The 19,371-nt window shown below is 71.0% G+C and carries 16 protein-coding genes; 6 read left to right on the top strand and 10 right to left on the bottom strand.

Going from position 1 to position 19,371, the window contains the following annotated elements:
• Positions 1-60: 60 nt before the first annotated feature.
• Complete coding sequence (gene ispG, locus C7474_RS10620; RefSeq protein ID WP_199692434.1) at positions 61-1,212, top strand: flavodoxin-dependent (E)-4-hydroxy-3-methylbut-2-enyl-diphosphate synthase; 1,152 nt, start codon at positions 61-63, stop codon at positions 1,210-1,212.
• A 14-nt stretch (positions 1,213-1,226) separates the two neighbouring features.
• On the opposite strand, the gene C7474_RS10615 is transcribed toward ispG, so the two are convergent.
• The 6 genes from C7474_RS10615 to C7474_RS10590 all read right to left on the bottom strand — a co-directional run bounded on the left by C7474_RS10615 (position 1,227) and on the right by C7474_RS10590 (position 8,485).
• Positions 1,227-2,663, bottom strand: coding sequence for a maltokinase N-terminal cap-like domain-containing protein (locus tag C7474_RS10615; protein ID WP_199692433.1), 1,437 nt, complete (start codon positions 2,661-2,663; stop codon positions 1,227-1,229).
• Positions 2,660-4,426 carry a maltose alpha-D-glucosyltransferase gene (treS, locus tag C7474_RS10610; protein WP_121059824.1) on the bottom strand — a complete coding sequence of 589 codons (1,767 nt, stop codon included), beginning with the start codon at positions 4,424-4,426 and terminating at the stop codon, positions 2,660-2,662. The genes C7474_RS10615 and treS overlap by 4 nt, the downstream gene beginning before the upstream one ends.
• Before the next feature lie 67 nt (positions 4,427-4,493).
• Complete coding sequence (locus C7474_RS10605) at positions 4,494-5,513, bottom strand: 1-aminocyclopropane-1-carboxylate deaminase (protein WP_121059822.1); 1,020 nt, start codon at positions 5,511-5,513, stop codon at positions 4,494-4,496.
• Entirely contained in the window at positions 5,510-6,193 is a 684-nt protein-coding gene (locus C7474_RS10600) for a GntR family transcriptional regulator (RefSeq protein ID WP_422385795.1), read from the bottom strand. Before C7474_RS10600 ends, C7474_RS10605 begins: the two co-directional genes overlap by 4 nt.
• A gap of 211 nt (positions 6,194-6,404) precedes the next feature.
• Positions 6,405-7,040 carry a pyroglutamyl-peptidase I gene (gene pcp, locus C7474_RS10595; RefSeq protein ID WP_199692432.1) on the bottom strand — a complete coding sequence of 212 codons (636 nt, stop codon included), beginning with the start codon at positions 7,038-7,040 and terminating at the stop codon, positions 6,405-6,407.
• A gap of 20 nt (positions 7,041-7,060) precedes the next feature.
• A complete protein-coding gene (locus C7474_RS10590; RefSeq protein WP_199692431.1) occupies positions 7,061-8,485 on the bottom strand; it encodes an RNB domain-containing ribonuclease in 1,425 nt (474 codons plus the stop codon).
• A gap of 72 nt (positions 8,486-8,557) precedes the next feature.
• On the opposite strand from C7474_RS10590, the gene C7474_RS10585 reads away from it, so the two are divergent.
• Entirely contained in the window at positions 8,558-10,327 is a 1,770-nt protein-coding gene (locus C7474_RS10585; protein ID WP_121059816.1) for a proline--tRNA ligase, read from the top strand.
• A 25-nt stretch (positions 10,328-10,352) separates the two neighbouring features.
• Here the strand turns inward: C7474_RS10585 and C7474_RS10580 are convergent, their stop codons facing one another.
• The gene (locus C7474_RS10580; protein ID WP_121059814.1) at positions 10,353-10,862 is read right to left on the bottom strand and encodes a pyridoxamine 5'-phosphate oxidase family protein; all 510 of its coding nucleotides are present in this window, start codon (positions 10,860-10,862) and stop codon (positions 10,353-10,355) included.
• Between the two features lie 113 nt (positions 10,863-10,975).
• On the opposite strand from C7474_RS10580, the gene C7474_RS10575 reads away from it, so the two are divergent.
• Positions 10,976-12,019 carry an LOG family protein gene (locus tag C7474_RS10575; protein ID WP_121059812.1) on the top strand — a complete coding sequence of 348 codons (1,044 nt, stop codon included), beginning with the start codon at positions 10,976-10,978 and terminating at the stop codon, positions 12,017-12,019.
• 30 nt (positions 12,020-12,049) lie between these two features.
• Here the strand turns inward: C7474_RS10575 and C7474_RS10570 are convergent, their stop codons facing one another.
• From C7474_RS10570 to C7474_RS10560, 3 genes are read right to left on the bottom strand one after another with little or no spacing between them, the layout of a single operon-like run.
• Positions 12,050-12,850: a DUF1206 domain-containing protein gene (locus C7474_RS10570; protein WP_121059810.1), complete on the bottom strand. Its 801-nt coding sequence runs from the start codon at positions 12,848-12,850 to the stop codon at positions 12,050-12,052.
• Positions 12,851-12,857: 7 nt separating this feature from the next.
• Entirely contained in the window at positions 12,858-13,463 is a 606-nt protein-coding gene (locus tag C7474_RS10565) for an acetate uptake transporter family protein (RefSeq protein ID WP_121059808.1), read from the bottom strand.
• The gene (locus C7474_RS10560; protein WP_121059806.1) at positions 13,460-14,962 is read right to left on the bottom strand and encodes an alanine/glycine:cation symporter family protein; all 1,503 of its coding nucleotides are present in this window, start codon (positions 14,960-14,962) and stop codon (positions 13,460-13,462) included. The genes C7474_RS10565 and C7474_RS10560 overlap by 4 nt, the downstream gene beginning before the upstream one ends.
• Before the next feature lie 141 nt (positions 14,963-15,103).
• On the opposite strand from C7474_RS10560, the gene nusA reads away from it, so the two are divergent.
• The 3 genes from nusA to infB all read left to right on the top strand — a co-directional run bounded on the left by nusA (position 15,104) and on the right by infB (position 19,307).
• Positions 15,104-16,090 (top strand): transcription termination factor NusA, encoded by a 987-nt coding sequence (nusA, locus tag C7474_RS10555; protein WP_121059804.1) that lies wholly within the window; start codon positions 15,104-15,106, stop codon positions 16,088-16,090.
• 113 nt (positions 16,091-16,203) lie between these two features.
• The gene (locus tag C7474_RS10550) at positions 16,204-16,455 is read left to right on the top strand and encodes a YlxR family protein (RefSeq protein WP_121059802.1); all 252 of its coding nucleotides are present in this window, start codon (positions 16,204-16,206) and stop codon (positions 16,453-16,455) included.
• A 92-nt stretch (positions 16,456-16,547) separates the two neighbouring features.
• Positions 16,548-19,307 carry a translation initiation factor IF-2 gene (gene infB / locus C7474_RS10545; protein WP_199692429.1) on the top strand — a complete coding sequence of 920 codons (2,760 nt, stop codon included), beginning with the start codon at positions 16,548-16,550 and terminating at the stop codon, positions 19,305-19,307.
• The last annotated feature ends 64 nt before the right edge of the window (positions 19,308-19,371 follow it).

The following is a 19,371-nucleotide window of genomic DNA, read 5'->3' as shown; positions in this document are numbered from 1 at the left end:
CGCCGCGCACCCCGGCCGGTTCCCAGCCCCGGCGCACGGGCGCGGCGTAGGCTGACACGCGTGCCTGCTGTGAATCTCGGGATGCCCCGTGTACCGGATCTTCTCGCCCCCCGCCGCAAGAGCCGCCAGATCAAGGTCGGCCGCGTGCTCGTGGGCGGCGACGCCCCCGTCAGCGTGCAGTCGATGACCACCACGCCCACGACCGACATCAACGCGACGCTGCAGCAGATCGCCGAGCTGACGGCATCCGGGTGCGAGATCGTGCGCGTGGCCGTGCCGTCGCAGGACGACGCCGACGTGCTGCACATCATCGCGAAGAAGAGTCAGATCCCGGTGATCGCCGACATCCACTTCCAGCCGAAGTACGTCTTCCAGGCCATCGACGCCGGCTGCGGCGCGGTGCGCGTGAACCCCGGCAACATCCGCAAGTTCGACGACCAGGTGGGCGCCATCGCGAAGGCGGCGAAGGACGCCGGAGTCTCGCTGCGCATCGGCGTGAACGCGGGCTCGCTCGACAAGCGGCTGCTCGAGAAGTACGGCAAGGCCACCCCGGAGGCGCTCGTGGAGAGCGCCGTGTGGGAGGCGTCGCTGTTCGAGGAGCACGACTTCCACGACTTCAAGATCTCGGTCAAGCACAACGACCCGATCGTGATGGTGAAGGCGTATCGACTGCTGGCGGAGCGGGGCGACTGGCCGCTGCACCTCGGCGTCACCGAAGCCGGCCCCGCCTTCCAGGGCACGATCAAGTCGGCCACCGCGTTCGGCATCCTGCTCGCCGAGGGGATCGGCGACACGATCCGCGTGTCCTTGTCGGCGCCGCCGGCGGAGGAGGTCAAGGTCGGCCACCAGATCCTCCAGTCGCTGAACCTTCGCGAGCGCAAGCTCGAGATCGTCTCCTGCCCGTCGTGCGGCCGCGCCCAGGTCGACGTCTACACGCTCGCGAACGACGTGACGGACGGCTTGAAGGACATGACGGTGCCGCTGCGCGTGGCCGTCATGGGCTGCGTCGTCAACGGCCCGGGCGAGGCCCGTGAGGCCGACCTCGGCGTCGCGTCCGGCAACGGCAAGGGCCAGATCTTCGTCAAGGGCGAGGTCATCAAGACGGTGCCCGAGGCCGAGATCGTCGCGACCCTGATCGAAGAGGCCAACCGCATCGCCGACGCGATGGGGCCGGACGCCCCGCTCGGCACCGCGCAGGTCGTCACCGCCTGAGGGGTGGGCGCCGCTCAGGTGCCTGCGACCTCCGCGACGGCGGCGAGCGGGATCGACACCCAGGCGGGGCGGTTGCGCTTCTCATACAGCACCTCGTAGACGGCCTTGTCGGCGACGTAGGCGTCGAGGAGGAGCCGGCGCGTCGCGCCGTCGGAGTCGGGGCGGTCGTCTCCGTCGGCATCGCCGAGCAGCGCGTCGACGTACGCCTCGACGAAGTGGGTGCGGGCCCGCTCGGCCCACTGCCGCGCCAGGTCGGTGCGCCGCGCATCGTCGTCGTCCGACGAGCCCGCCGCCGCCATCGCGACGACGCCCACGGCGTAGTCGAACGAGCGCAGCATCCCGGCGACATCGCGCCAAGGCGAGTCGGGGAGGGCGCGCTCGGCGATCGGGCGTCCCGGTTCGCCCTCGAAGTCGACGATGCGCCATCCGTGCGCGGTGCGCAGCGTCTGGCCCAGGTGCAGGTCGCCGTGGATGCGCTGAACGTCGAGCCCGCCGGCCTGCGCCACCGATCCGTACAGGGCGCGCAGCCGCTCTGCGTACGGCTCCAACTCGGGAGCCGTCAGCAGGACGCGTTCCAGACGCGCCGACATCGTCTCGGCGAGTGCGGTCGCCGCATCCGCCCCCCGGCGCTCGGCGGGGAAGCGCGAGCGCAGCATCGCGTGCACGTCGGCCAGCGCCGCACCCAGGCGCGCCGCCTCGCCGGCGAAGTCGCCGCCCGATCCGACGAGCTCCTGCTCGGGGTCGGCGAGCAGGGTGCGGATGCTGCCGGTCGCCAGCTCGAACCCGTCGGCGGCCGTGCGCAGGAACTCCTGCAGCATCGCCAGCTGCACGACCTCGCCGTCGATCGTGGCCTCCACCCAGCCGTAGAGGGCGGCGATGTGCTCGGATCCGCCGCGCGTGAGTTCGTCGTGGATCTCCACGTCGGGGTTCACGCCGCGCGTCACCTTGCGGAACAGCTTCATGATGGCGGTGTCGTCGAAGCGCGCCGAGGAGTTGGACTGCTCGCCCGTCATCGGCGACGAGCGCAGCGCGGGGTCGAGCGCCCCGCCGTTCGGGACGCGGTGGAACCGCAGTCCGCCGACCTCGGCGACACCGCCGTCCTCGGCGTCGACGAAGGCGTCCAGCCACAGCGCCATGGCGTCGGCATCGTGCACCGCGTCGTACAGGTGGAGCGTCCCGCGCTCGCTGTGGGCGAGTCCGACGTGCGCGTGCGCCAGGCGCTCCTGCGTCTCGGGGTAGGCGCTCAACGGCACCTGATAGGTCTCGCCGCCCCCCTCGTCGTCGTCGTAGGCCACGCTCACGAGGTGGATCGACACGACCGGCCGGCCGTCGCCGCCCGCCATCTCGGCGAGCACGCGGGACGTCGTCACCCGGAACGGCCGTCCCTTCGCAGCGAACCACCGGGTGCGCACGAGGTAGTCCTCCCACAGGGCCGGATCGATGTCGGTCACAGCAGGCCTCCCTCCAACGGCTGGGCGGGCTCGTGCAGCTGGAACCAGAAGAATCCGTGGCCGCCGAGGGTCAGCAGGTAGGGCAGCTCGCCGATGCGGGGGAACGGCACTCCGCCGACGAGCTCGACGGGGACGAGCCCCTCGAAGCGGCGCAGATCCAGCTCGACCGGCTGCGGGAACTGCGACAGGTTGTTGACACACAGGATGACGTCCACGGTGCCGTCGTCGTTGGTGTGCTCGCGCGAGTACGACAGCACCGACGGGTTCGATCCGCCGAGGTCGTTGAAGCTGCCGAGCCCGAACGCGGGGTGGCGCTTGCGGGCCTGGATCATCTGCCGCGTCCAGTGCAGCAGCGAGGAGCGGTCCTCCTGCTGCGCTTCGACGTTGACGGCGAGGTACCCGTAGACGGGATCCTGCACGAGGGGGAGGCTGAGCTTCCCGGGGGTCGCGGTGGAGAATCCCGCATTCCGGTCGCCCGTCCACTGCATCGGGGTGCGCACGCCGTCACGGTCGCCGAGCCAGATGTTGTCGCCCATCCCGATCTCGTCGCCGTAGTAGAGCACGGGGGAGCCCGGCAGCGAGAGCAGGAGGGCGGTGAACAGCTCGATGCGGTCGATGTCGTTGTCCAGCAGCGGCGCCAGGCGACGGCGGATGCCGATGTTCGCCTTCATGCGCGGATCCTGGGCGTACTCGTCCCACATGTAGTCGCGATCTTCGTCGGTCACCATCTCGAGGGTCAGCTCGTCGTGGTTGCGCAGGAAGATGCCCCACTGGCATCCCGACGGGATCGAGGGGGTCTCGGCGAGGATCTCGCTGATCGGGTAGCGCGACTCCCGCCGCACCGCCATGAAGATGCGCGGCATCACCGGGAAGTGGAAGCACATGTGGCACTCGTCGCCGCCGACATCCGGGTTCCCGAAGTAGTCGACGACATCGGCCGGCCACTGGTTCGCCTCGGCCAGCAGCACCCGACCGGGGTACTGCTCGTCGACGAAACGTCGCACCTCGCGCAGGAACCCGTGCGTCTCGGGGAGGTTCTCGCCGTTCGTGCCCGGCCGCTCGTAGAGATAGGGCACCGCGTCGAGACGGAACCCGTCGAGCCCCATGTCGAGCCAGAAGCGCATCGCGTCGATCATCGCCTCGCGCACGCGCGGGTTGTCGAAGTTGAGGTCGGGCTGGTGCGAGAAGAAGCGGTGCCAGAAGTACTGCTGGCGCACCGGGTCCCACGTCCAGTTGCTCGGTTCGGTGTCGACGAAGATGATGCGCGCATCCGAGTACAGGTCGTCGGTGTCGCTCCACACGTAGAAGTCGCCGTACGGCCCGGTGGGGTCGCTGCGACTCGCCTGAAACCACGGGTGCTCGTCGCTCGTGTGGTTCATGACGAAGTCGATGATCACCTTGATGTCCCGCGCGTGGGCGGCATCGAGGAACTCCTGGAAGTCCGCGATCGTCCCGAGCCCGGGCTGGATGCCGGTGTAGTCGGCCACGTCGTAGCCGCCGTCGCGCAGCGGCGACGGGAAGAACGGCGGCACCCACAGGCAGTCGACGCCCAGCCACTGCAGGTAGTCGAGCTTGTCGATGAGGCCCCGGAAGTCGCCGGTGCCGTCGCCGTCGGAGTCCTTGAACGACCTGACGAGCACTTCGTAGAAGACGGCGGTCTTGAACCATTCCGGCGCGGGGCTGCCCGGGGTGTCCGGGAACGGCTCCTGCGTCAGGATCGGGATGGATGCCGTGTACGGGGCGGGCTCGACGGGTTCGCTCATGCACTCATCCTTCGACTCGGATGAGACCCACTCTGCGTCAGATCGGTCTCGAGCGGGACGCCCTTGTTCAGCTCCAGAGCGAGTGGTAGGCGTTGATCGCCGGCTGGCCGCCGAGGTGCGCGTACAGCACGGTGGAATCGCGCGGGATGTCGCCGGATTCGACGAGGTCGATGAGGCCGGCCAGCGACTTGCCCTCGTAGACGGGGTCGGTGATCATCGCCTCGAGCTGCGCGCCGAGGGCCATCGCCTCCATGGTCGAGTCGACGGGGATGCCGTACAGGTCTCCCGCCCATCCCTCGAGCACCTGGATCTCGTCGTCGCGGAGGTCGCGGCCGAGCTCGATGAGCTGCGCTGTGTTCCGCGCGATCCGCGCGACCTGGTCCCGGGTCTTCTCGAGCGTCGCCGAGGCGTCGATGCCGAGCACCCGACGCTTCACGCCCGTGAGCTGCTCGAGTGCCGCGAACCCGGCGATCATGCCGGCGTGGGTCGAGCCCGTCACGGTGCACACCACGATGGTGTCGAAGAAGACTCCGAGCTGCTTCTCCTGCTCCGCGACCTCGAACGCCCAGTTCGCGAAGCCGAGGCCGCCGAGGCGGTGCTCCGAGGCGCCGGCGGGGATGGCGTACGGCGTGCCGCCGGCGGCCTCCACCTCTTCGAGTGCGAGCTTCCACGAATCGCGGATGCCGATGTCGAAGCCGGCGTCATCCAGACGCGAATCGGCGCCCATCATGCGCGAGAGGAGGATGTTGCCCACCTTGTCGTTGGTGGGGTCGTCCCACGGCACCCACTTCTCCTGCACGAGGCGGGCCTTGAGTCCGAGGTGGGCGGCGACGGCCGCGACCTGGCGCGTGTGGTTGGACTGGTAGCCGCCGATGGAGACGAGCGTGTCGGCGCCGGAGGCGAGCACGTCAGGGACGATGTATTCGAGCTTGCGCACCTTGTTGCCGCCGAAGGCGAGGCCGCTGTTGACGTCTTCGCGCTTGGCCCACACCTGCGCGCCGCCGAGGTGCTGGGTGAGACGCTTGAGGTGCTGCAACGGGCTCGGGCCGAAGGTGAGCGGGTGGCGGGGGAACTCGTGCAGCTTCATGCGGGGTGTCCTTCGGTCGCGGGTCGGGATGCGGGGCGGGGGTCGATGGTGAGGGTCTGCCAGGTGCGTTCGGCGAGTTCGGCGGCGCCGTCGGCGTCGCCGGCCGCGCACAGCCGGATGAGCTCGTCGTGGCGCGCGACCGAGGCGGCGCCTTCGTGCGAGGCGAACCGCAGCCGCTCCGCGCGGTGGAGTACGGGCTCGTACTGGGCGATGACCGCCGCGGCGGCGGTGTTGCCGGCGGCCGCGAGGGCCACGGCGTGGAACTCGGCGTCGGCGTGCAGCGCGGCATCCGCGTCGCCCGCGGCATGGGCGGCGGCGAAGGCGGCGTTCGCCGCGCGCATGCGGTCGAAGTCGGCGGACGTGAGCCGGGGGACCGCCGTGCGCACGACGAGCGCGTGCATCGCGGCGACGACGCCCTGGGCATCGCGGATCGCGGCGAGCTCGAGCGGGGCGACGACGGTGGAGCGTCCGGGGACGGCGCGCACCAGCCCGGCGCGGCCGAGTTCGAGCAGCGCCTCCCGCACGGGCGTGCGGCTCACGCCCAGCCAGGCGGCGAGGTCGGTGTCGCGCAGCTGCTCGTCGGGGGCGAAGGTGCCGTCGACGATGGCGTCGCGCAGGCGCGCGTAGACGTCGTCGCGCATCAGCGGACGGGGCGCGAGACGCTCGGTGGGTGTGGGCACGATATGCAATATATCGCACCTCAGAAGCCGAGCTTCGTCGCGCCGCAGGGCAGCTGCGGGTGGTTGCCTCGCCCGACGTTCGCAACTCCGGAGATCCGTGGGCTCACGGGGCTCAGAGAGCCTGGACGCTGTTGCGACGCGCGAAATCTCCGGAGTTGCGAACCGCTCGCGCGCGAGCGCTGCGACGGCGGGACCGCCCGGATGCCGCGGGTCAGTGCTCGGTGCCGGCGGCGACGCCCTGCAGATCGGCGTCGGCGGTCACGGCGACCTCGATCGCGACCTCGAGTGCACGCACGATGTCGCCCAGCGCAAGCTCGGGCTGACCGTCGCGGCCCTGACCGCTGGCCCACGGCACGTGCACGAACCCGGCGCGCACCCCCGCGGGAGCGGCGTCGAGGGCCGTGAACATGACGTGATTGCACACGAACGTGCCGGCCGTGTACGAGACCTCGGCGGGCACGCCCGCGTCGCGGATCGCCGCGGCGATCGCCTTGACGGGGAGCGTCGCGAACGCGGCGGCAGGGGCGCCGGGCACCGACGGCTCGTCGACGGGCTGTGCGCCGCCGTTGTCGGGGATCCGCGCGTCCTGCAGGTTGACCGCGACGCGCTCGACGCCGACGGCGGCGCGTCCGCCGGCGAGCCCCGTCGCGATCACGACGTCGGGGGAGTGCGCGTCGATGAGCGCGCGCAGCCGCGCTGCCGCACCGGCGAACGTCACCGGCAGCACCTCCGCGACGAGGGTCGCCGGACCCGTCCAGGATGCCGCGAGTGCGCGCACGGCCTCGCCCGACGGATTGGCCGGGTCGCCGGCGAACGGCTCGAATCCGGTGAGCAGCACGGTCGTCATGTCCCCACGCTACGCGCCGCTCAGGCCTCGGCGAACAGCACCGACCCGGCGGAGATGTCGGTGCCGAGCAGTCTCAGTCGCACGGTCGCGCCGGCTGCCGCATCGAGCCCCGGCACCTTCGCCTCGACGGGAGGATCCACCAGCTGCACGAGCGCGCCGTCGCCGCGCGCGGCGAGCACGACGCCGTCGAAGATCTCGCCGGCGCGCGTGGACAGCACGGCGGCCTCGACGCGATCGAGCGCGCCGGCGTCGAGCCGGCTCGCGAGCTGCGAGGTGCGTCCCATGATCGCGGGCAGGTCGCCGAGCGACGATCGTGCCCATTCCGGCACGGCGTGCCCGTTCGCCAGCGCGTCGCAGATCACGAGCACCCACCGGTCGACGAGCCGGCGCAGCGGTGCGGTCGTGTGGGCGTAGGGCGCGCCGATCGCCGACTGCACGGTCTCGGCGGGCGGCTCGCCGTCGAACGGCGCGTAGGCGGCGCCGCGGAAGAGGCCTGCCGCGAACTCGCGCACAGCCATCGCCGCGGGGGAGCGGTCGAGGGAGCGCAGGTAGTCGCCGTAGGCCCCCTCCGCCCGCCACGGCAGGCCGAGCGCGACCGTCTGCGCGCGGAACCTCTCGACATCGGCGGGCGGCGCCGGCGGCATCGTGCGGAGGATCCCCACCCCACCGCGCAGCATGATCTCGGCCGCCGCCATCCCCGTCAGCAGCGACACGTCGGCGTTCCAGTCCTCGAGCGGCACCCCTTCGGTGCGCTCGAGCCGGTATCCGCCGGCATCCGGCACGATCACCATCTCGGGCACGTTCAGGCTGGCGCCGCCGCGCTCGCGCTCCCGTTCGGCGCGCTCCCGTCCGAACCACGGCATCGCGGCGAGGGTCGGCGGCGCGGTGCCGTCGTCGATCGCGCGCTGCGCGGCCGGGTAGGACCACTGCGTCCGCGACCGCACGACCGCGCGGGTGAGGGTCGTCTCGATCGGACGCGCGCCCTCGTCGAGCACGAACCGCCACACGAATGCGCGCCGGTCGAGGCCCGGCAGCAGCGACGCGGCGCCCTCGCTGAGCACCTCCGGATGCAGCGGTACCCGGCCGTCGGGGGCGTACAGCGTCTGCCCGCGGCGCCGGGTCTCGGCATCCAGCGCGCCGCCCGGCGCGACGAAGGCGGGCACGTCCGCGATCGCGTAGTGCAACACGGCCCCGGATGCCGTCCGCTCCAGGTGCACGGCCTGGTCGAGGTCGGTGGACCCCTCGGGATCGATCGTCAGGAACTCGATGTCGCGCAGATCGGGTAGCCCCGCGACGGTCACCACGCGGGCGGCGGCCTTCGCCTCCGCGACCGCCTCGGGCGGGAACGCGGTCGGCACCTCCAGTTCGGTCCGCAGCGCCGCCAGCGCCGCCGCCAGCTCGCCGGCCACCTCCGTGGCGGCGAGGCGGGAGCGGCGTGCGGGCACGGCGCCAGTGTAGGCCGGGGCACGCATGGCGGCATCAGCCCCGCGACTGGGTAGCAACTAGGCTTGACGCTCGTGGTCACCCGTCTGTCGAACTTCTTCCTCCGCACGCTCCGCGAAGACCCCTCGGATGCCGAGGTCACGAGCCACCGCCTGCTCGTGCGCGCCGGCTACATCCGCCGCGCCGCGCCGGGCATCTTCACGTGGCTGCCGCTGGGGCTGCGGGTCAAGGCGAAGATCGAGGGGATCATCCGCGACGAGATGGCCGCCGCGGGTGCCTTCGAGGTGCACTTCCCCGCGCTGCTGCCCCGCGACCCGTACGAGCAGTCGGGCCGCTGGACGTCGTACGGCGACGGCATCTTCCGGCTGGAAGACCGCAAGGGCGCCGACTATCTCCTCGCCCCGACCCACGAGGAGATGTTCACCCTCCTCGTGAAGGACCTGTACTCGTCGTACAAGGACCTCCCGCTGACGATCTTCCAGATCCAGGACAAGTACCGCGACGAAGCGCGCCCCCGCGCGGGCCTGCTGCGCGGTCGCGAGTTCACGATGAAGGACGCCTACTCGTTCGACCACACCGACGAGGGCCTGGAGACGTCGTACATGTCGCAGCGCGACGCGTACGAGCGCATCTTCCAGCGGCTGGGGCTCGAGTACGTCATCGTCGCGGCCGACAACGGTCTCATGGGCGGCGCGCGCAGCGAGGAGTTCCTGCACCCCATCGCTGTCGGAGAGGACACGTTCGTCCGCTCGGCGGGCGGGTACGCGGCCAACGTCGAGGCGTTCACGACCGTCGTCCCCGAGCCCGTGCCGTTCGACGAGGCCGGCGCGCCGGTGATCTTCGACTCGCCCGACACCCCGACGATCGACACGCTCGTGGCGCACTCCAACGCCGTGCTGCCGGCGCCCGCGGGCGGCGCGTACACGGCCGCCGACACGCTCAAGAACGTCGTGCTCGCGCTGACGCACCTCGACGGCACGCGCGAGCTGGTCGTCGTTGGCCTGCCCGGCGACCGCGAGATCGACGACAAGCGCGCCGAGGTCGCCTTCGCGCCCGCCGCCGTCGAACCGGCCACCCCCGAAGACTTCGAGCGCCACCCGCTGCTGGTCAAGGGCTACATCGGACCGTGGTCGCCCGAGGGCGCCGTGCTCGGCGAGGAGTCGGCCACCGGCATCCGCTACCTGCTCGACCCGCGCGTCGTCGCCGGGACGAGCTGGATCACCGGTGCCAACATCGACCAGAAGCACGCGCACTCGGTCACCGCCGGCCGCGACTTCTTCGCGGACGGCGTGGTCGAGGTCTCGAACGTCGTCGCCGGCGACCCGGCGCCGGACGGGTCGGGTCCGGTCGAGCTCGCCCGCGGCATGGAGATCGGACACGTCTTCCAGCTCGGACGCTTCTTCGCCGAGACGCTCGGCCTCAAGGTGCTCGACGAGAACGGCAAGCTCGTCACCGTCACGATGGGGTCGTACGGCATCGGCGTCACCCGCATCCTCGCGATCCTCGCCGAGCTCAACAACGACGAGAAGGGCCTGGTCTGGCCGGCGTCGATCGCGCCGTTCGACGTGCACGTCGTCGCCGCCGGCCGCGATCAGGCGGCGTTCGACGTCGCCGAGGCGGTGTCGGCGCAGCTGGAGGCCGGGGGACTGGACGTGCTCTACGACGACCGTCCCAAGGTCTCGCCCGGCGTGAAGTTCGGCGACGCCGAGCTCGTCGGCGTGCCGCAGATCGTCATCGTCGGCCGCGGTGCCGCCGACGGTCAGGTCGAGCTGTGGGATCGCCGTTCGGGCGAGCGCGAGGTGCTGCCGGTCGCCGACGCGGTGGCGAAGCTCACCGCACACTGACCCGCGCGGGGCGCCGCGGGCGCGCTCAGCAGCTGGCGCGGCCGTGGCGCATGGTGTCGTCGGGGGTGTCGCGGGTCACGAGCGCCTTGAGCATGCCGGCAGCCATGGCCACCTTCCCGTGCGCGGGCTCCCAGAACTCGACCTCCTTCGGCGTCACCCGCAGCAGCGCGATGTCGGGGGTGTCGAGGCCGTCCTCGAACCAGATGTCCAGCGACGACGTGTACAGCTGCTCCATCTTGGCGCGGTCGTGGACCACCCGCGCGGTGCCGGCCACCGAGACGAAGCGCATGCCCTTCGCGTCGAGGTAGGACAGCCCCACCGTGCGGTCGGCCTCCACCTCATCGACTTTCTTCGTGTCGTCGGCGGTGAAGAACCAGATGTCGCCGGCCTCGTCCATCTCGCGCGTCGACATCGGCCGCGACACGAGGTTGTCGGCGTCGTCGTGGGTCGTCAGCATCGTGAAGTCGATGTCCTCCACGAGTTCCTTGACGCGGGCGATGGCGTCGGGTCCGGTCAGTTCGTTGCTCTCGCTCATGCCTCGACGCTCCCACCGCGACGGCCCGCATCCGAGGGGGTTGACACCGGCCGGGACACCGCCCGTTCAACGTCCGGTCCCCGGGCCGCATCCGTCCGTGACACGCTGGGGGCATGACCGACAGCGCCGCGATCCCACCCGAGGTCACCGAGCACATCCGCCGGGTCATCGCGGATGCCGGCATCGAGGCCAGTGCCGATCTCGTCGCCCGCATCCTCGCGACGGGTGTGGGCCTCGGTCTCGACGACACCGACCGACTCGACCTGAAGATCACATCTGCGGCCCTCACCGAGATGCGCGCCGCGTTCCGACTGTTCGCGCCGTACCGCGGCGTGCCGAAGGTCACGATCTTCGGCTCGGCCCGCACCCGTCCCGACGACGTGCTGTACCGTGCCGCGGCCGACGTCGCCGCGGCGCTCGCCGCGCGCGGCTGGATGGTCGTCACCGGTGCCGGGCCCGGCATCATGCAGGCCGCGGCCGAGGGGGCGGGACCGACGCACTCGCTCGGCGTGTCGATCCGGCTGCCGTTCGAGGAGAAGCCGAACGCCGTCATCGCCGAGGCCGAGAAGGTCGTCGCGATGAAGTACTTCTTCACGCGCAAGCTCATGCTCGTGAAGGAATCCAGCGGGTTCGTCTGCGTCCCGGGCGGCTTCGGCACCCTGGACGAGATGTTCGAGCTGCTCACGCTGCAGCAGACCGGCAAGGCCGAGCCGACCCCCATCGTGCTGCTGGATGCTCCCGGGGGCCGCTCTTGGGAGGGGCTGCGCCGCTTCGCCGACGAGCAGCTCGTGCCGTCCGGGGTGATCTCGCCCGACGACCTCGACCGCGTCGTCATCACGGATTCCGTCGATGACGCCGCCGCGGCGGTCACCGGCTTCTGGCGCAACTACGACTCGTTGCGCTGGGCGGGAGGCCGGCTCGTGCTGCGCCTGCGCGCCGAGCCGACGGATGCCGAGGTCGCCGCCCTGAACGAGCGCTTCGGCGGCCTGCTCGTCAGCGGCGGCATCGAGAAGACGCCGCCGCTGCGGGTGGAGGTCGAAGACGGCGACCGGCTCGACCTGCCGCGCCTGACGATGCGATTCGATCAGCGCCGCGTCGGCGACCTTTTCCACCTCATCCGCGCGGTCAACGCGCTGGCGTCGGCTCCGGCATCCTGACGCGCGGGGCCGAGTAGCGCCGCCCCGACGTCACAGCCGCGCGTAGCGCGCGCGGAATCCGCAGAAGACGCCGTACGCGATCAGTCCTGCCCCCACGATCCCCGCGAGCCACGGGCCCGCGGGCAGCGACAGGAGCGTCTGCACCGCCGCATCCAGGCCACCCGCCGCGCCGGGGTCGACCTTCACGGCCGCCACGACCAGCAGCACGCCGATGATGCCGAGTGCGACGCCCTTCGCGACGAAGCCGACGACACCGAGGACCGTCACGGTGCGGCCGAGCGCGCCCGACGGGATCGACATCTTCTTGCGGAACGACCTCAGCACGCCCATGACGACGAACGCGACTCCGGCGACGCCGATCCCGAGTCCGACGGCGCCGAGCAGGAAGACACCGCCGGGGATCGCGAGCACGCCGCGGCTGGCCGTCTCGGCGCTCTCGTCGGCATCCGGTCGCGCGCCGAGGGCGACCGAGGCGGCGATGACGCCGAGCGCGGCGAACACGAGTGCCTGTCCGCCCTCCGAGGCGCGCCGCCCCCATTTCTGCGCGCCGTCGCCGGGCGCGAGGAACGCGTCGAGCGTGTGCCAGGCGGCCAGTCCCCACAGCGCGATCGCAAGGACCCACAGCAGTGCGAACCCCAGCGGGGCGGCGGCGACGGCCTTGAACGCGCCCGCCTGATCGCTCTCGCCGTCGCCGCCGAACGCGACGACGAGGATCAGGATGCCGATGAGCACGTGCACGGCGCCGTTCGCGGCGAAGCCGCCCCGCGCGAGCGCGCGCAGGGCCGGTGTCGACTCGGCCTCGCGTGCCGCCGCGCGGATGGACTCGCCCACGCGGTCCTCAGGACTCGATGTCGGTGCGCGGGGTGACCCACGCCGGTCCGAGCGGCACGACGCGCCGCCCCATGGTCGTCCAGTAGAACTTCTCGACCAGCATGTAGGCCGCGAGGGCGGCGGCGAGGATGAGCACGTACGAGCCGGCGGTGCCGAACCCGGCGGGGCCGCCGAAGGCCGTGACCGACTGCAGGGCGAGTCCCGCGGAGACGGCGAGCAGGGTCGTCGGCAGGACCGAGTTGTGGGTGGCGCCCGCGGGGGCGAACATGAGCGCGATGATCGCGAAGGTCAGCACGAAGAAGCCGCGGCCCGACCCTTCGACCTCGAAGAAGCCGAGTTCCCCACCGAGCAGGAAGCCCGGCATGCACACCCAGTACCACCCGAACGCGTTGTAGACGATGAAGTGGAAGTTGTCGCCCTCCACGAACGACAGCATCCCGGCGATGACCTGCACGATGCCGCCGAAGACGGCGCCGACCCAGAAGACCGGGCTCTCGTTATGCACCCCGAGGTGGGCCAGCTGGGCGGTGATCGTCGCGATGACGAATCCGAGAAGGCCGATCAGGCCGGGATCGGCGAGTTTCGGCGTGGCGGTCGCGGCGGGGGCGTTCATCGTTCTCCTTGGTGAAGGTTGTCGCGGTGCTTCGCGGCCTGGCGATCCCGTGTCGGGAGATCGATCGGGCCGGTCACCGTCAGCTCGTCCTCCCAGCACGCGATCCCGGTGACATCCGGGAGCACGGCGCGGGTGAAGACGGGGTCGAGACCGGCGCGCCGTTGCGCCGTGTAGTCCTTGAGCAGGCGGAACGCGATGCCCGACAGCAGTGCGATCGCGATGAGGTTGGTGAGGGCCATCAGACCCATGACGCCGTCGGCGAGGTTCCAGACGAGGTCGGCGCCGACGACGGAGCCCGCGAAGACGGCGACCACGACGAGCGCCCGGTAGCCGGCGAGCACCGAGGGGCGACGCGTGATGAATTCGATGTTCGACTCGCCGTAGTAGTAGTTGCCGAGGATCGAGGAGAACGCGAGCAGGAAGATGATCACGCTCAGCGCGACCGACGACCACGCGCCCAGCGTCGAGGTCAGCGCCCCCTGGGTGAGCCCGATGCCGCGTTCGGCGCCGGCGAGGTCGGGCACCGACACGAGGATGATGAACGCGGTGATCGAGCACACCAGGAATGTGTCGAAATACACGCCGAGGGTCTGCACGAGCCCCTGCTTCACCGGGTGGGTGACGGCGGCGCTGGCCCCCGCGTTGGGAGCGGATCCGAGCCCCGCCTCGTTCGAGAACATGCCGCGCTTGACGCCCTGCATGATGATGACGCCGAGGGTGGCACCCAGCACCTCCTCGGTGCCCCAGGCATTGGTGAAGATCTCGGCGAACACCGGGCCGATGCGGTCGGCGTGGAGGGCGACGACGATGAGACCGAGCAGCAGGTAGCCCAGCGCCATGAGCGGCACCAGGAACTGCGTGACCGAGGCGATGCGGCGCACCCCGCCGAAGACGACGAGCCCGGTGAGCACGGCGACGGCGCCGCCGACCACCCAGGGCAGCCACGGCAGGTCGCCGCCGATCGTCGCGGTCACGGTCGCGGCGATCGTGTTGGCCTGCAGCGAGCTGAACGCGAAGGGGAAGCAGACGATCAGGATGACGGCGAAGACGATGCCCATCCAGCGGGCCTTCAGCCCTCGCTCCATGTAATAGGCCGGGCCACCGCGGAACGCCCCCTTCTCGCGCACCTTGAACAGCTGCGCGAGCGAGGATTCGATGAAGCTCGACGCGCCGCCCACGAACGCCATGAGCCACATCCAGAACACGGCACCGGGTCCGCCGACCGCGATCGCGGTGCCCACCCCGGCGATGTTGCCGACGCCGACGCGCGAGGCGGCCGAGATGGTGAACGCCTGGAACGCCGACACCGACTGCGGTTGCCCGGAGGCATCACGCGGGGTCTTGTCGGTAAGGGTGCGGAACATCTCGGGGATGAGGCGGAACTGCACGACCCCGGAGCGGAGCGTGAAGTACAGGCCGAGCAGCACGACGACGGGCAGCACCACCCAGGTCCACAGGTGGTCACCCCAGGTCAGCAGCCAGTCGTTGATCGCGTCCACCGCCCCAGTCTCCCGATCGACCCCGTCCCGGGCAAGGACCGACCGCGGGGCAAAACCCTCCGGGGTGCTCTCAGGCGTCATCGGGTAACGTTGTGTGGATGCCGGGGGAGACCGCCGGCGAGAGCTGAATAGGGAGGCATCGTGGACATCGATCTCGGACTGCTGCGGACGGTCGAGCGTGAGAAGGAGATCCCCTTCGACGAACTCGTCCGCATCATCGAACAGGCCATCCTCACCGCCTACGCGAAGCACACCTCCCCGACCGGTGAGCTGCCGCAGGGCGCCCGCGCCGAGCTCGACCGCAAGACCGGCCACGTCGCCGTGTTCGTGCCGCTGCTCGACGACGAGGGCGCCGTCATCGGCGAGGAGGAGTCGACTCCGGAGGACTTCGGCCGCATCGCCGCCTTCGCGGCCAAGCAGGTGATCGGCCAGCGTCTGCGCGACATCGCCGACGACGCGATCCTGGGCGAGTTCCGCGGCAGGGAGGGCGACATCGTCGCCGGCGTCATCCAGCAGGGTCCGAACCCCCGCATGGTCCACGTCGACCTCGGCTCGGTCGAGGCGATCCTTCCCCCCGAGGAGCAGGTGCCGGGTGAGGAGTACCCGCACGGCTCACGCATCCGCGTCTACGTCACCTCGGTGTCCAAGGGCACGAAGGGCCCGTCGATCACCGTGTCGCGCACCCACCCCGGACTCGTGCGCAAGCTCTTCGCGCTCGAGGTTCCCGAGATCGCGTCGGGCGTCGTCGAGATCGTCTCGCTCGCCCGCGAGGCCGGCCACCGCACGAAGATCGCCGTCAAGGCCAGCGACCCGGCCATCAACGCGAAGGGCGCCTGCATCGGCGAGCTCGGCCGCCGCGTGCGCGCGGTGACCGAGGAGCTCGGCGGCGAGAAGATCGACATCGTCGACTACGACGGCGAGCTCGCGAAGTTCGTCGCCAACGCGCTGTCGCCCGCCAAGGTCACCTCGAGCTTCATCCTCGACGCGAACACGAAGGCCGTCCGCGCCCTCGTGCCCGACTACCAGCTCTCGCTCGCGATCGGCAAGGAGGGGCAGAACGCCCGCCTCGCCGCCAAGCTCACCGGCGCGAAGATCGACATCCAGCCCGACTCGATCCTGGAGTCGTGACGTTTCGACTCGCTGCGCTCGCTCAACGACCGGGCGCGGCGGAGTCTCCGTCCGGTCGTTGAGCGAGCGCCCGAGGCGCGAGTCGAAACGCCAGAGCCCTCGAAGGGGGTAGGATGGAACCCGTCCGAACGTGCGTGGGATGCCGCGCGCGTGCCCCCCGATCCTCGCTCCTGAGGGTCGTCCAGCGGGACGGCGAGCTCGTCGCAGACGAGCGGGCCGCGCTGCCGGGTCGGGGCGCGTGGGTGCATGACACGGACACCTGTGTGGATGCCGCCCTGCGGCGCCGCGCATTCGGACGCGCACTGCGGGTGTCCGGCCCCCTGGACACGCAGACCTTTCAGAACACCCACCAGCGAAACGGCTGAACGGCTATGGACTCAAAGTGAACGGCTCGAAATGAGACCCGTCCGCAACTAACGGTCTGCCCTGTCCGGGTAGACCCCAGACAGGAGAATTTGTGGCAAACCCACGCGTGCACGAGATCGCTTCCGAGATCGGTGTCGACAGCAAAGTCGCCCTCGCGAAGCTGAAGGAGCTCGGCGAATACGTCAAGAGCCCCTCTTCCACCATCGCGCCCCCGGTGGCGCGCAAGCTCCGTGCGGCCCTCGAGGCCGACGGCGCAGGCAAGACGGATGCGGCACCCGCCGCGTCCGCCCCCGCGGCCCCCGGTGCGACCAAGCCCGGCGCTGCCAAGCCCGGTGCCGCAGCCAAGCCCGGTGGCCCGCGCCCCGGCCCGGCCAAGCCCGCCGCTCCGGCGGCCCCCGCCGCGGCCGAGGCTCCGTCCGCATCGGCTCCCGCCGCTCCCGCGACGGGTGCCCCGGCCGCGCCCGGCGCCCCGACGCCCGGTCCGAAGCCGGCCGCGTCGCCCGCTCCGGGCGCCCCGCGTCCCGGTGGCGGCGCTCCGCGTCCGGGCAACAACCCGTTCGCGTCGTCGCAGGGCATGGGTCAGCGTCCCGCCGGCCCCCGCCCCGGGAACAACCCCTTCGCGTCGGCGCAGGGCATGGGCCAGCGGCCCACCCCCGGCAACATCCCGCGCCCGCAGGCGCCGCGTCCCGGTGCACCCCGCCCGGGCGCCCCGCGTCCCGGCGGTGCCGGTCGCCCCGGTGGCGGCGGTCGTCCCGGCGCGCCCTTCCAGCAGCGTCCCGGCGGTCCCGGTCGTCCCGGCGGTGCCGGTGGCTTCCAGCGTCCCGGTGCACCCGGTGGCGCTCCCGGCGGCTTCGCCGGTCGCCCCGGTGGTGGTGGCGGCCGTGGCCGTGGCCCCGGCGGCGGCACCGCGGGTGCCTTCGGCAAGGGCGGCGGCAAGTCCAAGCAGCGCAAGTCGCGTCGGGCGAAGCGGCAGGAATTCGAGATGCGGTCGGCGCCTGTCGTCGGCGGCGTCAACGTCCAGAAGGGCAACGGCGAGATCATCCGCCTGCGCCGCGGCGCGTCGATCGCCGACTTCGCCGACAAGCTCGAGGCGCTGCGCGGCTACACCGTGCAGCCCGGCACGCTCGTGACGATCCTGTTCAACCTCGGCGAGATGGCGACGGCGACCGAGTCGCTCGACGAGGCCACCTTCGAGGTGCTCGGCGCCGAGCTCGGCTATACCATCCAGATGGTCTCGCCCGAGGACGAGGACAAAGAGCTCCTCGAGGGCTTCGGTCTCGACCTCGAGGCCGAGCTGGAGGCGGAGAGCGAGGACGACCTCGAGATCCGTCCTCCGGTGGTGACCGTCATGGGTCACGTCGACCACGGTAAGACGCGCCTCCTCGACGCGATCCGTCAGACCAACGTGGTCGCGGGTGAGGCCGGCGGCATCACCCAGCACATCGGTGCCTACCAGGTGTGGACCGAGCACGAGGGCATCGAGCGCGCCATCACCTTCATCGACACCCCGGGTCACGAGGCGTTCACCGCCATGCGTGCCCGTGGTGCGCAGGTGACCGACATCGCGATCCTCGTGGTCGCCGCCGACGACGGCATCATGCCGCAGACGGTGGAGGCCCTGAACCACGCCCAGGCGGCGAACGTGCCGATCGTGGTCGCGGTCAACAAGGTCGACAAGCCCGATGCCAACCCGGCCAAGGTGCGCCAGCAGCTGACCGAGTACGGTCTGGTCGCCGAGGAGTACGGCGGCGAGGTCATGTTCGTCGACGTCTCCGCGCGTCAGAACACCGGCATCCAGGACCTGCTCGACGCCGTGCTGCTCACCGCCGACGCGGGTCTGGACCTCACGGCCAACCCGAACAAGGCGGCGCGCGGTGTCGCGATCGAAGCCAAGCTCGACAAGGGCCGCGGCTCGGTGGCGACCGTGCTCATCCAGTCCGGAACGCTCCGCGTCGGCGACGCGATCGTCGCGGGAACGGCTTACGGCCGCGTCCGCGCCATGATCGACGAGAACGGCGATGCGGTCGACGAGGCCTTCCCGTCGCGTCCCGTGCAGGTGCAGGGTCTGAACTCGGTGCCGCGCGCCGGTGACATCTTCATCGTCACCGACGAGGACCGCATGGCCCGCCAGATCGCCGAGAAGCGCGAGGCCGCCGAGCGCAACGCCCAGCTGGCCAAGGCCCGCAAGCGCATCTCGCTCGAGGACTTCACCCGTGCGCTCGAAGAGGGCAAGGTCGAGTCGCTCAACCTCATCATCAAGGGTGACGTCTCCGGTGCCGTCGAGGCGCTCGAGGAGTCGCTGCTCAAGATCGAGGTCGACGACAGCGTCCAGCTGCGCATCATCCACCGCGGTGTGGGTGCGATCACCGAGTCCGACATCAACCTGGCGACGATCGACAACGCGATCGTCATCGGCTTCAACGTCCGCCCCGACACGAAGGCGCGCGAGCGCGCCGCCCGCGAGGGTGTGGACGTCCGGTTCTACTCGGTCATCTACAACGCGATCGACGATGTCGAGCAGTCGCTGAAGGGCCTGCTCAAGCCGGAGTACGAAGAGGTCCAGTCGGGCGTCGCCGAGATCCGCGAGGTGTTCCGCTCCTCGAAGTTCGGCAACATCGCCGGTGTCATCGTCCGCTCGGGCACGATCACGCGCAACGCCAAGGCGCGCGTCATCCGCGACGGCGTGGTGCTGGCCGACGGCCTGGCCATCGAGTCGCTGCGTCGCTTCAAGGACGACGTCACCGAGGTCCGCACCGACTTCGAGTGCGGTATCGGCCTGGGCAAGTACAACGACATCCAGGTCGGCGACGAGATCGAGACCACCGAGATGGTGGAGAAGCCGCGCGGCTGATCCGTTTGACGTGAGGGGCGCCCGTGGAGACTTGCGGGCGCCCTTCGCGCACACGTGAAGGAAG

It is taken from the genome of Microbacterium telephonicum (assembly GCF_003651225.1).
Classification (GTDB): Bacteria; Actinomycetota; Actinomycetes; order Actinomycetales; family Microbacteriaceae; genus Microbacterium; species Microbacterium telephonicum.
This window is presented reverse-complemented; position numbering and strand designations above follow the sequence as displayed.

What these genes read in the sequence shown, in the direction of transcription:
- C7474_RS10605 (WP_121059822.1), bottom strand. Translation starts at nt 5,513, where the DNA reads ATGAAGCTGCACGAGTTCCCCCGCCACCCGCTCACCTTCGGCCCGAGC.
- pcp (WP_199692432.1), bottom strand. Translation starts at nt 7,040, where the DNA reads ATGACGACCGTGCTGCTCACCGGATTCGAGCCGTTCGCCGGCGACCCG.
- treS (WP_121059824.1), bottom strand. Translation starts at nt 4,426, where the DNA reads ATGAGCGAACCCGTCGAGCCCGCCCCGTACACGGCATCCATCCCGATC.
- C7474_RS10565 (WP_121059808.1), bottom strand. Translation starts at nt 13,463, where the DNA reads ATGAACGCCCCCGCCGCGACCGCCACGCCGAAACTCGCCGATCCCGGC.
- C7474_RS10580 (WP_121059814.1), bottom strand. Translation starts at nt 10,862, where the DNA reads ATGAGCGAGAGCAACGAACTGACCGGACCCGACGCCATCGCCCGCGTC.
- C7474_RS10550 (WP_121059802.1), top strand. Translation starts at nt 16,204, where the DNA reads ATGGAACCCGTCCGAACGTGCGTGGGATGCCGCGCGCGTGCCCCCCGA.
- C7474_RS10575 (WP_121059812.1), top strand. Translation starts at nt 10,976, where the DNA reads ATGACCGACAGCGCCGCGATCCCACCCGAGGTCACCGAGCACATCCGC.